The sequence below is a fragment of the Microbacterium sp. Root322 genome (assembly GCF_001425645.1).
GTDB classification, from domain to species: Bacteria; Actinomycetota; Actinomycetes; order Actinomycetales; family Microbacteriaceae; genus Microbacterium; species Microbacterium maritypicum.
In genome coordinates, this window is the sequence record NZ_LMCS01000001.1 from 42243 (window position 1) to 57324 (window position 15082).

Here is a 15082-nt window from a genome sequence, read left to right on the forward strand (position 1 = left end):
TGACGACAGTGAAAGGCCTATCGGAGTGATGACGAACCTCACCATCGGAGCGGCGCTCGAGGACCCCGACGCGTCGGTCGACCTCGATGCGCGACGCTTCAACCGGCACACCTTCTGGGTCGGGCAGAGCGGCAGCGGCAAGACCTATGCGCTCGGTGTCGTGCTCGAGCAGCTCCTGCTGCACACCGAGCTGCCGATGCTCATCCTCGACCCGAACGGCGACTTCACACGCCTGCCGGAGACGCGTGCTTCTGCAGGCGTGGTGGATGCGGACCGGATGGCGGAACTCGACATCCGCGTCTTCCGCTCCGGTGCCGGCGAGGGCGAGCGTCTGCACGTGCGCTACGTCGATCTCGCCCCGGCGTCGAAAGCGGCCGTTCTGCAGATGGACCCGATCGCGGATGCGGAGGAGTACAACGCCCTTCTGCACGAGGAGCGAGACGCTCGTACCTTCGACGGACGGAACATGCTCCCGGGGCTGCGCGCATCGGGAGACCCCGCACGGGTGCGGCTGGCGAACCGGATGGAGAACCTGCAGGTGCTGGAGTGGGCACTGTGGTCGCGCGGTGCAGGATCGGTCGTCGACGTGATCGAAGAGCGCCCGCGGGCGACCGTGCTCGATCTCGGCGGATTCGAACACCCCGCGGAGCCGAAAGTCGCCGCCCTCGCCGTGCTCGAGCACCTCTGGGCGCATCGTGAGGAGCGTCGACCCGTCCTGATCGTCATCGATGAGGCTCACAACCTGTGCTCGCCGAACCCGGAGACGGCGGTCGAGCGCGCTCTCACCGAGCAACTCGTGCAGATCGCCGCCGAGGGACGCAAGTTCGGGCTCTGGTTGCTGCTCTCCACGCAGCGACCGACGAAGATCCACCCCAATGTGCTCTCGCAGTGCGACAACCTCGCGCTGATGCGCGTCAACGCACCGCGGGACCTCGCCGAGCTGGCCGAGGTCTTCGGCTTCGCCTCTGAGGACGCCATCCGCAGGTCGGCGGACTTCGTGCAGGGGCAGGCCCTGTTCGCCGGGGGCTTCATCGCGGCCCCGACCTTCGTGCAGATGGGGGAGCGGATCACCGAGGAGGCAGGAGGCGACGTGAAGGTCCCGCTGCGCGTCGAGGGATGAGGGGAGTCGGATGCGGCGACGGCGCCGAGGATCGGGAGGGACGGCGGTGACGGACAGGCGGAGAACGGCTGCGGACGACGGGATCCTCCGGGTGCATCAGGCGCTGCGGTCGGGATTCGGCACGGAGGCGGCCGTCTACGGCACGATTCTCGTGAGCGGTCTGGTGGCGGTGTCCTCGGCGCACGGGGAGACATCACTGGTGGTGCTCGTGACCGTCGCCGTCACCGTGCTGGTGTTCTGGGGCGCACATGTCTATGCCGGCACCGTGGCCAGGGTCAGCGATCGGGACGAGCGCGAACAGGGCGAGACCGTGGGCGTGCGCGCGGCGTTCGCGGCCTCGGTGAAGCACTCCCTGGGCATGCTCAGCTCCGCCACGGTGCCGGCGGTGTTCCTCCTGGCCGGCACGACCCGCGCCATGCCCGACGGGCTCGCGAACGATCTCGCCCTCTGGTCGGGCGTCGTCATCCTCGCCTTCCTCGGCTACGTGGCCTTCCTCCGTCGGGGCAGCCCCTTCCTCACGCGCATTCTCGGCGCGCTGGGCACGGCGTCTTTCGGGCTCGTGTTCGTGGTCCTCAAGGCCCTCGTGCACTGAGTCGGGCGCGACGCGTCAGGCCGTCTGGTCCGCCCTGATGCGGTTGGCTGCCGCGATCACCGCGGACAAAGTCGACGACAGGACCGACCGGTCCCGCCCCGCCGACCAGGCGCCACCGTCGGCAGTGCGGTGTTCGAGGAGGGTCAGCGCCTCGCTGTCGGCGCCGGATCCCACGCTGGTCTGGTGCAGGCTGACGACGTCGATCCGGATGCTCTGAGCGTCGAGCGCCGCGGTGAGCGCCTCGACCGGACCGCCGCCCCGATGAGTGGTCGTGTGCTCGCGCCCGTCGATGCGCAGGGTGATCCGCGTGCGGGAATCCCCGTCGGTCTCGGCGGTATCGTACGAGGTGATCGCGATGCCGGCGTCGACATCAGCGCGGAGGTAGGCCTCTTCGAACACTCTCCACAGTTCTGTCGCCGTGACCTCCGTGCCGGTCGTGTCCGTGTGCTGCTGCACATGTCGGGCGAAGTCGATCTGCAGCCGACGAGGCAGTTCGATCCCGAACTCGGTCTCCAACAGGTAGGCGATGCCGCCCTTGCCCGACTGCGAGTTCACGCGGATCACCGCGTCGTAGTCACGGCCGATGTCGGCGGGGTCGATCGGCAGGTAGGGGACCCGCCACTCGATCTCGCTCTCCTCGCGTCCCTCGGCTGCCGCGCGGGTGCGGTGTTCGGCGAAGCCCTTCTTGATCGCGTCCTGGTGGGTGCCGCTGAACGCCGTGTGCACCAGATCGCCGACGTACGGGTGACGGGCATGCACCTCGATCCGGTTGCAGTGCTCCACCGTGCGGCGGATCTCGTCGATGTCGGAGAAGTCGATCATCGGATCCACACCCTGCGCATGCAGGTTCAGGGCCAGAGTGGCGATGTCGACGTTGCCGGTGCGCTCGCCGTTGCCGAAGATGCAGCCTTCGACCCGCTGTGCTCCGGCCAGCACCGCGAGCTCGGCGCACGCGATGCCGGTGCCGCGGTCGTTGTGGGGGTGCACCGAGAGGATCACGGCATCGCGGCGCGCGAGGTTCTTGTGCATGTACTCGATCTGGTCGGCGTACACATTCGGGGTGGCGACCTCGACCGTCGCCGGGAGGTTGAGGATCACCGGACGCTCCGGCGTGGCGTGCCAGAGGTCGGTCATCGCGTCGCAGATCTCGATCACGTAGTCGGGCTCGGTCAGGTTGAACACCTCGGGGGAGAACTCGAATCGCACGTTCGGCATGTCTCCGGCGAGCTCCCACACATCGCGTCCGCCTGCCAGGATCAGCTGCTTCAGGTCTTCGCGCTCGCGGCCGAGCACTACGCTGCGCCAGGTCGGTGCGGTCGCGGTGTACATGTGGATCACGACGGGATTGGCGATGCCCTGGATGGACGCGACGGTGCGTTCGATGAGGTCCCGGCGCGCGGGAGTGAACACCACGACCGTGACGTCATCGGGGGCGATGTCGCCCTCGGCGATCAGCCGGACGAAGTCGTAGTCGGTCTGCGACGCCGAGGGGTATCCGACTTCGATCTCCTTGTAGCCCATCGTCACCATCAGCTCGAAGAAGCGACGCTTGCGTGCAGGGTCCATCGGCTCGGCGAGCGCCTGGTTGCCGTCGCGCAGATCGACCGGCACCCACAGCGGGGCTGCGGTCAGCCGATTCGCGGGCCAGTCCCGCTCGGTCTGGGGCACCTCCACCCGGGAGTGGACGTCGCGATAGCGGTGCGACGGCATCGAGGAGTGTCGTTGCCGGTTCCAGGAGGGAGCCTGGAGGGGCACGGGGCCGGTGGGGGTGCAGATGCGGGGGAACGATGTCGTGGTCATGGCGGTGCGGGTCCTTCGTCGGGAGTTGCGACCGGCACACGTTCGACCCCACGACGGGGAGCCGGTCCGGCTACGCCCCGCCGTGGCGGCGAAGAAGAAGGTGCTCTGACGAGAACATGGCTAGACTGTAACACAACTCCTCAGACAAGTAGACAAATTTAGTCGGATGAGATGATCTGAGGTGGAGAGAGCGGAGTCGACGCATGGCACAGGTCAGACGTGCACCCTTGGCGGACCAGGCTGCGGAGCTTCTGCTGGAGCGCGTCCGCGCCGGGGAATGGGCATTGGGGGAGAAGCTCCCTGGCGAGACGACGCTCGCCCCGCAGCTCGGCGTCGGCCGCTCCACCGTGCGCGAGGCGATCCGCCAGCTCGCCGGGCGCGGGGTGCTGGCCTCGCGACAGGGCGCTGGCGTGTTCGTGACGGCGCTCGACGCCCCGGAAGACTGGGACGCAGTTCTGCGCAGGGCCGGCATCGCCGCGGTGATCGAGGCGCGTATCGCGATCGAGACCGAAGCCGCGGCGCTCGCCGCCGTGCGACGTACCCCCGCAGACCTGCGCAGCATCCGTCGCGCCCTCGCCGATCGTGGAGCGCAGCGGTCCGACATCGAAAGCCATGTCGATGCCGACACCGCGTTTCATCGGACGATCGTCGCCGCCTCGCACAACCCGGTACTCCTCGATCTGTTCGACAGCTTCACCCCCCGGCTGCGCGAGTCCATGATCGAGATGCTCCGCCTCCGTCGCAAGTTCGGCGACGATGCCGACCACGACGCCCATGCCGAGCAAGTGGAAGCGATCGCCGACCGTGATGAATCAGCCGCATCAGCGCGCAGCCGCGCTCATCTCCTCGCCCTGCGTGACGCGCTGGCATAAAACGCCGCCGCGGTGTGAGGGGCTGCCGAGCGCTAGGCCTCGTGCACCGTACGGCCCGCGATCACGGTCCGGACCACTCGCGTCGTGAGCAGGGTCGCCGGATCCGCCGCGAACGGGTCGACGTCGAGAACGGCGAAGTCTGCCGCGTGGCCGACCGCGATGCGACCGCGCCAGCTCCCATCGCCGATCGACGCCGCCGCATCCCGAGTGGCGTGCGCGATGGCTCGCTCGAGCGGGAGGGCCTGTTCCGGGTGAACCGCCGGTGTACCCGGAGCCAGAGCCGAGGCGCGGGTGGCCGCGACGTACATGTTGGCGAGGGCCTCGTGCGGCGCTGTCGGTGCATCGGTCGAGAAGGCGAGAAGCGCACCGGCCTCCTCGTATTCCGACCAGGCGAATGCGCGGTCAGCGCGCTCGTCGCCGACCTGTGCCGTCCAGTTGGCGAAGATCGCGGGGTCGGCGTGCACGGGTTGCATGGATGCCGTCACCCCCAGTCGCGCCATCCGCTCCGCCGTCCCTGCCGCCGCGAACTCGAGGTGCTCGATCCGGTGACGGCGCGCGCGCTCGCCGTTCACGGAGATGGCATGCTCGATCGCATCGAGGGCGAGCGCGCTCGCCGCGTCGCCGATCGCGTGCATCGCGATCTGCAGTCCCGCGGCATCGGCCGCCGCGACGACCGGCAGCAGTCGTTCGGCGGGCCAGATCGGCTCGGCGTTGGTGCCATCGGCATAGGGGGCGCCCATGGCCGCCGTGCACGCGTCGATCGTGCCGTCGAGCACGAGCTTGATCCCGAGCACCCGTACCCCCGCCGTCGTTCCCGAAGCGTGGGTTGATGCCTGTCTGACCTGTGCGAGGTTCGCGGCGTCGTCTCCGGTGTTCGCGACGAACCAGTGCGCGGCGATGCGCAGCGGGAGCCGATCGCGCTCGGCCGCTCGACCGAGCGCGGCGAGCCCGAGCTCGTCGAAGGCCATGTCCACAGCGCCGGTCACACCGGCGGCGAGATAGGCGGACACGACCCGCTCGACCGCCGCGTCCCGCTGGGCATCGGTCGTGGTCGCGTCACGATGAGCCCACGCGTGCAGCTGCGCGGCCGTCTCGTACAGCATCCCCGTCGGCTCGCCGAGCGCGTCGCGCGCGATGCGTCCACCGATCGGGTCGGGGGTGTCTCTTGCGATTCCCAGCTCGGCGAGGGCCGCCGTGTTCACCCAGCAGGAGTGGTAGTCGTTCGCATCGAGGTAGACCGGGATGTCGGCGACGACCTCATCGATCATGGCCGCGGTCGGCTCGCCCCCGGGGATCGCGTCGAACAGCCAGCCGCGTCCGCGCAGCACGCCGGGCGCTGTGCGTCGCGCGGCGAGCAGTCGGCGCTGGATCTCTTCGAGCGAGTGCGCATCGGTGAGTCCGACCTGTCCGAGCGCCTCGCCCATCATGAGCAGGTGGGTGTGCGCGTCGGTGAAGCCGGGAAGGACGATGCGACCTCCCAGGTCGACCGCGGCGTCGGCGGGCGGCGCGGAGTCCTCGGTGCCGACGTGGATGAACTCCTCGCCGTCGACGACGAGGGAGTCCGCCCAGCGCGACTCGTCGCCGGTGAAGATGCGGCCGTTGCGGTAAAGGGTGCGGGTCATGCGTCGATCTCCTGTGCGGTCATGCGTTCCAGACGTGTCGATACGAGGGCGATCGCCCCGGCGGGCACGGCCAGGACGAAACTCGCGACGCCGAGAGCGATCGCGAAGCCCTGGTATCCGAGAGCGCCGACGAGCGCGGCGCCGATGACGGGAGTGAGTGCCGAACCGACGAGGTAGACGGCGAGCAGAGGGCCCGACCAGCGGCCGTCGGCGTCGAGCGCCGCCGATGTCGACACGAAGTACATGAACGCGATCGCATACACGGAGTTCCAGACGATGAACACCACGATGAAGGTGGTGGGGTCGGTCACGAACCCTTCCACGATCTTGAGTGCGCCGCCGGCGATCAGCAGGATCACGAGGGGGACGGCACGCCCGAAGCGCGCTCCGACGATCATCAGCAGCAGTGAGCCGAGCAGTCCGCCGGCCGTGGCGCCGCTGAGCGCGATGCCGAGTCCCTCGGGTGTCAAACCGGCCTGCTCCGCGCCCATGACGCCTGCCATCGCCCAGAGCGAATCCTCGCTGGCCGCCCAAAGTGCGAACACGAGGAGGAGCCCGAAGCCGGCGAGGGTGACGGTGCGCGAACGGGCGGGAGAGGTGCGGATCGTCCCGGTCGGGGGGATCTCGATCGGCATCGCCTCGGCGACGGCCGCTCCCGCCTGCGGAGCGACGACCGGCGCAGCGGGGAGCCACGCCGAGGCGATGAGTCCGATCAGGTTGAACAGTGCGAGGGCGCCGAAGACATCGATCGGAGCGAGTCCGATCAGGGGGATCACGGCGAGTACCACCGTGATGATGCCGCGGTTCGCGAGTCCGTTGAAGCCGGCGACCCTGTCCGGGTTGCGGAAGGCCGCGAGCGCCGCCCCGGACGCGGCGACCGCGCCACCGGCTCCGGCCCCGCCGAGGAGGAGTCCCGGAAGCATGGCGGCGGGCACGAGGGCCGCGATCGTGAAACCCACCACGGCGAGACCGAGGCCCGCGCGTGCGACGGCCCGGCGATGCACGCCGGCGCACAGGGGGGCGATCGCCAGGCCCGTCACCGCCGTGAGCAGGAGCGTCGCGGTGACGAGCCAGCTGGCGGCGAGGATGTCGAGGCCCAGCCCCGTCTGCGCGGCGGTGATCATGTAGGGCGACAGGTTGACGCCGAGGTATCCCGCGATTCCGACGGCGAAGGTCGCCGTCGCTGTCGGGAATCGGAGGGGGATTCGCGTGCGGAGATCGAGAGTTGTCATGGGGCTCCAGGGAGTCGGCACGGCATTGTGCGCGGAGGGGAAGTCGGCGGACGTGCATCGGATGGGGCACGACGTCGTAAACGAATGGTGTTCGTAAACGAATGGTGTTCATTATTATGCACAGGAGAGGGTTTCCGCGGAACCCCGAATTTCACGATCCGGTCATCCGGAGAAAGCGAGCTTCCGATGCCGAGGCCCTCCTCACCGCTTCTTTCCCCGGAGATCATCGGCTCCGCGGGCCTCGCGCTGGCCAGAGCAGGCGAGCCGTTCGGAGTCAACGCCATCGCTCGCGAGCTCGGAGTGCGGCCGTCGTCGCTCTACAACCATGTCGACGGTATGGAGGGGATCCTCGAACTCATGCGCGGACAGCTCATGGAGGGCTACCGCATCCAATGGCAGGGGGAGCACTGGGAGGAGTTCGTGCTCACCGTGCTGCGCACCCAGCGTCGGATGTACGCGGATCATCCGCAGCTCGTGCCGCTGCTCGTGGGCAAGACGATCACGCACCCGGCGGTCATCGCCGCATACGACGACCTCGCCTCCGTGCTCGTCGACGGAGGATTCGCCGATGACGAGGTGCTCTCGGTCATCGCGGTGATCGACGCCTTCGCGATCGGATTCGGTCTCGATCTCGCATCTCCCGACGAGGTCTGGCAGCCCGGCGGGCCGACACGCACGCTCGGTCGCCTCATCGACGGCGCGGAACGGGGGACCGCCCGGTCGGATCGCACGTTCGAACTCGGCGTCGGTCTTCTCCTCGATTCGCTGCGCATGCGTCTCATCGATGCCCCACCCGCGGTCGATCGTGAGGCCGGGCGCGATCTGACGTAGCATGCACTCTGCCGTATCGACCGAGGAGGACTCATGACGACCTGGAACACTGAAGAGCTCGCGCGCATCGCCGAGCCGGAGATGTTCGATCTCTCCGCGCAGCTCGAAGACGGGACGACGCCGAAGACGGTGGGGATCTGGGCGGTCGCCGTCGACGGGCGACTCTTCGTCCGCTCCTACACGGGGCTCGAGGGAAAGTGGTACGCCCCGGCTCTCGCCAGTCTGCGCGGCCGCGTCTCGGCGGGTGGCGTCACCAAGGATGTCCGCTTCGAGCGGATCACCGACGAGGCGATCAACTCCGCGATCGATGCCGAGTATCTCCGCAAGTACACGCCCAGCCCGTACGCTCCCGAGATGGGTCAGGAGCCGGTGCGGTCCAACACGCTCGAGGTCATCCCGCTCGACTGAACCGGAACTCTGCGCGACAGGGCTCTGCTCGGCGAGTCGTGGCCCGACAGGCCCACCGGGGAGAATGGCCCTCTCGATGACCCGCCCCAGACGGTGCCGTCGAGAGGGCTCACCGCCCTTCCCGGACGGTAGGGGAGGCGGCGAAGATCTCGCTGCGCTCACGGCTGATTCCCCAGTCCATCAGCCTCGTAGCCCCCGCTACCCGAGCAGAATATCGCTTAATCCCCTTGTCCGCCATTTGGGGGACAAAGAAATCTACGAATGTTACTCGCATGGACGCCCTGTTGCCTTCCTGACGGGCGTGCCTAGGGTGGACTCATGGACAGACTGCTCGTGCTCTCCGCTCAGGTCGCCATCGCTCACGGCCACCGCATCGAGGTGACGGAGCAGGCCGATCCGCTCACCGATGAACCGGTGGTCCTCACCCTCGTCGACCTCGACACGGGGATCCGCTACCGACGTGCAGAAGACCCGAGCGGCGACTTCTCCCGCTGGATCGGGCGAGTCCTGCGGTGCACCGTGACGATGGGGGACGCAGGCGCGCACACCACGCTGCTCGTCGATCCCCTCGGGCCCGGCCCGACCGGCGCCAAGGTCGCTCTGCGCGAAGCCGACGCGGCTGCCGATGCCGCGAAGGCCGAAGCCGACAGATGGGGTGGAGTCGACCGTCCTCCGATGGAGGAGTCAGAGCGCTTCTGGTGAGTCGGGGGGTCCTCCTCAACGGAAGTCCCTGGAGCGGTGCGTGAGACCGGTGCGCAGGTCCTCGAAGCCATCGGCGAGCACATTGATCACGCCCTCGGTGGATCGCTCCAGGATGCCGCGGATGATGAGCGCCGGTGAATCCCTGGCGACGCGGCGGTAGCGGTTCCACACCCCGGCGGAGCAGACGATGTTCACCAGGCCGCTCTCGTCCTCGAGGTTCACGAAGGTGATCCCGGCGGCCGTCGCCGGTCGCTGACGATGGGTGACGAGACCGGCGACCTCGATGCGTCGACCCACTTCGTGCCCGCGCAGGTCGAGTGCCGTCAGCACACCGCGGGCGCGCAGCTGTTCACGGAAGTGCGCCATCGGATGATCGTCGGTCGACACACCGGTCGCCCACAGGTCGGCGGAGAGGCGCTCGTAGCTGGTCTGGTCGGCGAACAGCGGAGGCTGCACGGCGACCGTCGTCCCCGGCAGGAACCGGGAGCGGTCGTCTGCCGCCGCACCGGCCAGCCAGATGGCCTCGCGACGCTCCAGGCCCAGACAGTCGAAAGCGCCGGCGGTGGCCAGAGCCTCCACGTGTGCGGCGGTGGCATCCGTTCGCCGCACCAGGTCGTTCAGATCCCGGTACCGGCCGTTCGCGTCGCGTTCGGCGACGATCCTCTCCGCCATCGGCACACCGATCCCACGGATGCCGCTGAGCCCCAGCCGTACCGCGGAGTTCCCGTCCCTGCGGTGCGCGGCCGATTCGTCCGGCGCATCCCGATCGAAGCGGAGCGCGGGCGGCTGCAGGTCGGCGGTGCACCCGTCCCGACCCGTCGGCCTTCGCGGGGCGCCGTCGACGAGCGGCTCCAGGGTCTCCGTCGCCCCCGAGACGTGCAGATCGGGACGTCGGACCTCGACCCCATGCCGCCGCGCATCCGCGGTGAGGGTCGCTGCGGAATAGAAGCCCATCGGTTGTGAGCGCAGGAGGCCGGCGAGGAACGCTGCGGGGTAGTGCAGCTTCACCCAGGAGCTGGCGTAGACGAGGAGAGCGAACGACAGGGAGTGCGATTCGGCGAATCCGAAATTGGAGAATGCCTGGATCTGCGCGTAGATGCGATCGGCGGCCTCATCCACCAGGCCCCGCCTGGCCATCCCCGCGTACAGCTTGTCCCTGACCTTCTCGATCTTCTCCAGGCCGCGTTTGGATCCCATGGCACGACGCAGCAGGTCGGCCTCATCGGCCGTGCAATCGCCGATCGCCGTCGCCATCTGGATGAGCTGCTCCTGGAAGATCGGAATGCCCAGCGTGCGCTTGAGGATGTCCTCCAGATCGCTGTGCGGGTAGGGGATCGCGAACTCCACCGGCGCCTCGCCGCGAGTCGCCCGTTCCCGGTTCTCCTCGTCGATGCGATCCTTGGCCATCTTCCGCCGCACGAATGGATGCACCGCGCCGCCCTGGATGGGGCCGGGGCGGATGAGGGCGATCTGGATGGCGAGGTCGTAGAAGGCCCGGGGCTGCAGGCGGGGGAGCAGCCCGATCTGCGCGCGCGACTCCACCTGGAAGACCCCGATCGAATCCGCACGGCAGAGCATGTCGTAGACCGCGGGCTCCTCCTTGGGGATGGTCTCGAGCGTCCACTCCTCGCCCGTGCTCTCCCGGATCAGATCGAAGCAGTGCTGAAGGGCGGCGAGCATCCCGAGCCCCAGCAGATCGAACTTCACCAGGCCCATGAAGGCCGAGTCGTCCTTGTCCCACTGGATGACCGTGCGGTTCTCCATACGGGCGTGCTCCACAGGCACGACCTCGCCGACGGGACGGGCGGTGAGCACCATGCCGCCGGAGTGGATGCCGAGATGCCGGGGGGCCTTCAACAGTTCACCGGCATAGGCGAGCACCTTCTCGGGGATGTCGTGCCCCTCGACGGGTTCCAGTCCTGCGCCCCAGCCATCGACCTGACGGGACCAGGCGTCCTGCTGACCGGGGGAATGGCCGAGCGCTCTTGCCATGTCGCGCACCGCGTTCTTCGGGCGGTACTGGATGACGTTGGCCACCTGGGCCGCACGTTCCCTGCCGTACTCGGCATACACCCACTGGATGATCTCCTCGCGGCGATCGGAGTCGAAGTCGACGTCGATGTCGGGCTCCTCGGTCCGCGTGGTCGCGAGGAACCTCTCGAACGGCAGGCGGTAGAGGATCGGGTCGACCGCGGTGATCCCCAGCAGGTAGCAGACCGCGCTCGCCGCAGCCGACCCCCGCCCCTGGCAGAGGATGCCGCGTCTGCGCGCCTCGGTGACGATGCCGTGCACGATGAGGAAGTACCCGGGGAAGTCCTTCTCCTCGATCACGTCGAGCTCGCGGGCGATCCGGTGGCGACCGTCGTCGTCCATTCGCGGGTACTTCGACGGCACGGCCTCCCAGACCAGGTGGCGCAGCCACGTCATCGGTGTGTGCCCCGCCGGCACCTTCTGCTGAGGCAGTGCCGGTCGCGCCAGGCGCAAGGGGAAGGCGGATGCCGCGGCCAGCTCGAGCCCGTACGAGATCGCTCCGGGGTGGCGTGAGAAGCGCGCCGACATCTCGGCACCGCTGCGCAGATGCGCGCCCCCGTGCGCAGGCAGCCAGCCGTCGAGCTCGTCCATGCTGCGCACCGCGCGGACCGCGGCCACGGCTTCGGCGAGCGACGCCTGCGCAGGGGTGGCGTAATGGACGTTGTTGGTCGCGACCATCGGCAGTCGCATCCGACCGGCGAGCTCGGCGAGGGCGTCGTTGCGACGGGTGTCCAGGGGATCACCATGGTCGAAGAGCTCGACTACGACGTGGTCGCTCCCGAACAGATCGACGAGCGACCGCAACGGGGCGCGCGCGTCTCCCGCCTCGAGCCCGCGGCGCACGGCACCTTTGCGGCATCCGGTCAGGATCGTCCAGTGCCCGTCTGCACGCGCGGCGAGATCGTCGAGGTCGTACACCGGGCGTCCCTTCTCACCGCCGCGCAGCTGTGCCGCGGTGATGGCCCCCGAGAGCCGGTGATAGCCCTCCATGCCTCGGGCGAGGACCAGCAGATGCTCGCCGGCGGGGTCGGCGGAGCCTCGTTGCGGCGCGGGCAGATCGAGCGACAGCTCTGCCCCGAACACCGTCTGCAGCGGGCTCTCCATGAGATCAGCCACCTCGGCGAAGCGCGCGGCGCCGTAGAAGCCGTCGTGATCGGTGAGGGCGAGAGCGGTCAGCCCGAGGCGATCGGCCTCGGCGAGGAGGTCTTCGGGGGAGGAGGCACCGTCGAGGAACGAGTACGACGAATGAGCGTGCAGCTCGGCATAGGGGACCGCGCTCTCGGGACGGGGGATGGCGACGGGAGGGGTGCGCTTGCGGCGATGGCTCACCGGCCCTGCATCCGTCCGCTGCCCCCGGGGCTCGGCGGCAGGAGGAGGCGACGGGGGTGACTCCTCGCCACTGAGGGTGCGCTCCAGGTCGTTCCAGGACAGGGGCGGATTGTGCCAGCCCATCAGCGATACCTCCCCTCGGCCCACCAGCGCTCGCCGGTGTGGAAGACCAGCCACGCGCGGTCGTGGGCGTCGATGATCTGGAGGCGATGCCCTCGCTTCCCACCGCCGGAGGTCCAGCGCCTCTCATGCACCGGCCAGGGGCCGGCCCAGGCCTGCACGGCGGCTCCGTCGATGCGGGCGGGCTTGCCCGAGAGAGCCCCGCGCTCATCGACGCTGATGGTGCTCTCATCCGCGGCGAGCACCCCGATGGGGCGCGGGGGCAGGAACACCTCGGCGGGCAGCGGGTCGGGAAGGCTGCCCGGCCATGGGGATCCGGGGTCGCGCGGGGGTACCGTGCGCTCGCCCCAGGGGGTGAGCACCTGGCGATCGGCGAGCCAGCGGCCGCCCGCCACAGCGGCTGTGACCACGCCCTGGTGGCCGAGCATGGTCTGCACGCGCGAGACCGCATGGTGCAGGCGTTCATCGGTGCCGGATCCGAAGAGGCCGGGCTGGTGGTGCGCGGCATCGTCGACGGCGGCCGGGATGATGCGCACCGCCACGATGCCGCCGAACGCTCGTGCCTCGTCGACCGGATCCTTCGCGGACTGCGCGGCCAGCGCCTCCAACTGCCAGCGCACCCGGTCGACGAGGTCGGAGGCGTCGAAGCAGGTCGGATGCAGCCAGGACCGCGAGAAGACCACCCCGTTGTCGTCGGTCAGGTCGATCCGCACCTCCGTGCAGACGAGCGAGGCGTCACCGAGAGCGAGCAGCACCGCATCCGCCGTCTGACGCACAGCGAACGCCACCTGATCGGTTCCGCCCAGCGGGGAGTCGAACTCGATGCTGCGCACCAGCTCAGGGTCGGGAGGGCGCGGTGTCAGCGGACGGGAGTCGGCGCCGGCGGCGAGTGCCTGCAGGCGCGCACCGTGCTCGCCGAAACGATCGCGCACATCGAGCGGTGCGAGGGCGGTGAACTCGCCGAGAGTGCGCACTCCGAGCCGCACGAGGAGGCCGGTGACCTGCTCGTCGCGCAGCACCTGCACGGGGTACGGCGCCAGGAACTCCCGTGAACCTCCTGGCGGCACGACCGTGCAGGGCATGGGACCCCGTGCGGCGATCTCGGCCGTGAACGGGCCATCGGCCACACCCACGCGCACCTCGGGAAAGCCGGCCTCCGTCAGGACGGCGGTGAGTGCTTCCGCGGCCTCCGCCTCTCCTCCGTGATAGCGGGAGAGGCCCCTGGCGCGGAGGATCGCGAGCCCGGGGCGCAGCAGCGTGACTCCGGGGGCGTGCTTCTCGATCAGGTGCAGCACCGGCAGGAAGGCGCGTTCGTCTCGATCGGGGTCGTGGGAGAGCACACGCAGCGAGGAGAGGTGGCCCTGCGCGACCCGGCGGCGCTGACCGGTGCGCACACCATGCTCTCTGGCGGAGGCGGTGCAGGCGACGATCGTGTTGGCCTGCACCAGGGCGGTGGGCGGATGCGGGGGCGCGCTGCCGAGGACGGCCCGCATCGGCCAATCCGGGAACCACAGCACGAGCACGCGGAGCGGGCTGCTCATCCGGCTTCCGCCCATCGCAGGAGCTCCGGTGGTGCGGATTCGCGTGAGGCGACGGACTCCGCCGGTCGTGCGGGCAGTGCAGCGAGCTCGACCCCGACGGCCTCGACGGCCCCGTGTCCTCCCGGCAGCTGCACCCGCACGCTCGACGGGCGGGGGCTGTGCCGCGTCTGCGCCGTCACCGTCACCGTGCAGTCGGAGAGCAGCCCCCAGCCGGCGCCGAGGCCGTGCCAGTGCGGATCGTGCAGGCGTATCGTCCCCTCGCTCTGCGGCCAGCGTTCGGTGACGGGAGACTCGGTGACCAGGAGCGTGCACCCGCGGTCGCGCAGGCGCGCGCTCAGCCGAGCGACATCCGCGTCTCGTGCGCGGGCGCCCGGGGCCACGACGATCAGGGGCACGACCTCGGCCAGGGCGGAGGTCGCCGCCAACCAGCGGTCTCCGGGGGTGGGGACGAGGATCAGGCGTGCGAGGTCGATGCCGAAAGCGGCGGCGGCTTCGACGCCGAGGGTCGGCATGCCCACCACGGCGCACCACAGCCCCTTCTGCGATGCGGCGCTGAGCAGTGCGAGGACGAGGCTCGGCGAGGGGGAGACGGTGTAGGAGGTGCCGGTCTGCAGTCCCTCCTCCGGAAGGAGCGCGGCGAAGGCGGGGTCGAGGGGGAGCAGCGCATGTTCGCTGCGCCGTCGTTGCATCCGGTTGATCTCGCGACGCAGGCGCAGCACTTCTCCCGCGCGGGAGTCGCCCGCCGGAGAGAGCGAGGCGATTGCATCGAGCCCGATCACCTGCATCCTTTCTCGAAGATATATTCTAATATAACAACCCGCGTGAATGACGATAGTTCGTACATCGGACATCGGCCAGGGGTTCTCCACAGGGAGTCGGAGC

12 protein-coding genes are annotated in these 15082 nt (G+C 69.4%); 6 read left to right on the forward strand and 6 right to left on the reverse strand.

Annotation, left to right across the window (positions count from 1 at the left end; genetic code table 11):
* Window positions 1-28 precede the first annotated feature (28 nt).
* Together ASC55_RS00195 and ASC55_RS00200 are read left to right on the forward strand one after the other, a co-directional pair.
* A complete protein-coding gene (locus ASC55_RS00195; RefSeq protein ID WP_055867232.1) occupies window positions 29-1120 on the forward strand; it encodes an ATP-binding protein in 1092 nt (363 codons plus the stop codon).
* Window positions 1121-1166: 46 nt separating this feature from the next.
* Window positions 1167-1712 carry a hypothetical protein gene (locus ASC55_RS00200; protein ID WP_127482181.1) on the forward strand — a complete coding sequence of 182 codons (546 nt, stop codon included), beginning with the start codon at window positions 1167-1169 and terminating at the stop codon, window positions 1710-1712.
* 15 nt (window positions 1713-1727) lie between these two features.
* Here the strand turns inward: ASC55_RS00200 and ASC55_RS00205 are convergent, their stop codons facing one another.
* Window positions 1728-3512, reverse strand: a complete 1785-nt coding sequence (locus ASC55_RS00205) for a 2-isopropylmalate synthase (protein ID WP_055872310.1) — start codon at window positions 3510-3512, stop codon at window positions 1728-1730.
* A gap of 203 nt (window positions 3513-3715) precedes the next feature.
* Between ASC55_RS00205 and ASC55_RS00210 the strand changes: the two genes are divergently transcribed.
* Window positions 3716-4384: a FadR/GntR family transcriptional regulator gene (locus ASC55_RS00210; RefSeq protein WP_055872311.1), complete on the forward strand. Its 669-nt coding sequence runs from the start codon at window positions 3716-3718 to the stop codon at window positions 4382-4384.
* 32 nt (window positions 4385-4416) lie between these two features.
* On the opposite strand, the gene ASC55_RS00215 is transcribed toward ASC55_RS00210, so the two are convergent.
* Both ASC55_RS00215 and ASC55_RS00220 read right to left on the reverse strand, forming a co-directional pair.
* Window positions 4417-6006 (reverse strand): amidohydrolase, encoded by a 1590-nt coding sequence (locus tag ASC55_RS00215; protein WP_055872312.1) that lies wholly within the window; start codon window positions 6004-6006, stop codon window positions 4417-4419.
* On the reverse strand, window positions 6003-7238 hold the full coding sequence (locus tag ASC55_RS00220; protein ID WP_055872313.1) for a hypothetical protein: 1236 nt from the start codon (window positions 7236-7238) through the stop codon (window positions 6003-6005). The genes ASC55_RS00215 and ASC55_RS00220 overlap by 4 nt, the downstream gene beginning before the upstream one ends.
* 186 nt (window positions 7239-7424) lie before the next feature.
* Between ASC55_RS00220 and ASC55_RS17545 the strand changes: the two genes are divergently transcribed.
* From ASC55_RS17545 to ASC55_RS00235, 3 genes are all read left to right on the forward strand, one after another.
* Window positions 7425-8069 (forward strand): TetR/AcrR family transcriptional regulator C-terminal domain-containing protein, encoded by a 645-nt coding sequence (locus ASC55_RS17545; RefSeq protein ID WP_055872314.1) that lies wholly within the window; start codon window positions 7425-7427, stop codon window positions 8067-8069.
* Between the two features lie 33 nt (window positions 8070-8102).
* Complete coding sequence (locus ASC55_RS00230; protein ID WP_055867256.1) at window positions 8103-8477, forward strand: DUF2255 family protein; 375 nt, start codon at window positions 8103-8105, stop codon at window positions 8475-8477.
* Between the two features lie 318 nt (window positions 8478-8795).
* On the forward strand, window positions 8796-9179 hold the full coding sequence (locus ASC55_RS00235; protein ID WP_055867259.1) for a hypothetical protein: 384 nt from the start codon (window positions 8796-8798) through the stop codon (window positions 9177-9179).
* A gap of 15 nt (window positions 9180-9194) precedes the next feature.
* Here ASC55_RS00235 and ASC55_RS00240 read toward each other — a convergent pair whose 3' ends face one another.
* Genes ASC55_RS00240 through ASC55_RS00250 form a run of 3 tightly spaced genes read right to left on the reverse strand, consistent with a single transcriptional unit; the run spans window position 9195 to window position 14985 of the window.
* Complete coding sequence (locus ASC55_RS00240) at window positions 9195-12662, reverse strand: error-prone DNA polymerase (RefSeq protein WP_055872315.1); 3468 nt, start codon at window positions 12660-12662, stop codon at window positions 9195-9197.
* A complete protein-coding gene (locus ASC55_RS00245; RefSeq protein ID WP_055872316.1) occupies window positions 12662-14200 on the reverse strand; it encodes a DNA polymerase Y family protein in 1539 nt (512 codons plus the stop codon). The genes ASC55_RS00240 and ASC55_RS00245 overlap by 1 nt, the downstream gene beginning before the upstream one ends.
* Entirely contained in the window at window positions 14197-14985 is a 789-nt protein-coding gene (locus ASC55_RS00250) for a hypothetical protein (protein ID WP_017830196.1), read from the reverse strand. Before ASC55_RS00250 ends, ASC55_RS00245 begins: the two co-directional genes overlap by 4 nt.
* Window positions 14986-15082 lie beyond the last annotated feature (97 nt).

Excerpts from the sequence above, each read along its gene's own strand:
- ASC55_RS00195 (WP_055867232.1), top strand. The coding sequence starts at position 29 with ATGACGAACCTCACCATCGGAGCGGCGCTCGAGGACCCCGACGCGTCG.
- ASC55_RS00205 (WP_055872310.1), bottom strand. The coding sequence starts at position 3,512 with ATGACCACGACATCGTTCCCCCGCATCTGCACCCCCACCGGCCCCGTG.
- ASC55_RS00210 (WP_055872311.1), top strand. The coding sequence starts at position 3,716 with ATGGCACAGGTCAGACGTGCACCCTTGGCGGACCAGGCTGCGGAGCTT.
- ASC55_RS00215 (WP_055872312.1), bottom strand. The coding sequence starts at position 6,006 with ATGACCCGCACCCTTTACCGCAACGGCCGCATCTTCACCGGCGACGAG.
- ASC55_RS00220 (WP_055872313.1), bottom strand. The coding sequence starts at position 7,238 with ATGACAACTCTCGATCTCCGCACGCGAATCCCCCTCCGATTCCCGACA.
- ASC55_RS17545 (WP_055872314.1), top strand. The coding sequence starts at position 7,425 with ATGCCGAGGCCCTCCTCACCGCTTCTTTCCCCGGAGATCATCGGCTCC.
- ASC55_RS00230 (WP_055867256.1), top strand. The coding sequence starts at position 8,103 with ATGACGACCTGGAACACTGAAGAGCTCGCGCGCATCGCCGAGCCGGAG.
- ASC55_RS00235 (WP_055867259.1), top strand. The coding sequence starts at position 8,796 with ATGGACAGACTGCTCGTGCTCTCCGCTCAGGTCGCCATCGCTCACGGC.
- ASC55_RS00240 (WP_055872315.1), bottom strand. The coding sequence starts at position 12,662 with ATGGGCTGGCACAATCCGCCCCTGTCCTGGAACGACCTGGAGCGCACC.
- ASC55_RS00245 (WP_055872316.1), bottom strand. The coding sequence starts at position 14,200 with ATGAGCAGCCCGCTCCGCGTGCTCGTGCTGTGGTTCCCGGATTGGCCG.
- ASC55_RS00250 (WP_017830196.1), bottom strand. The coding sequence starts at position 14,985 with ATGCAGGTGATCGGGCTCGATGCAATCGCCTCGCTCTCTCCGGCGGGC.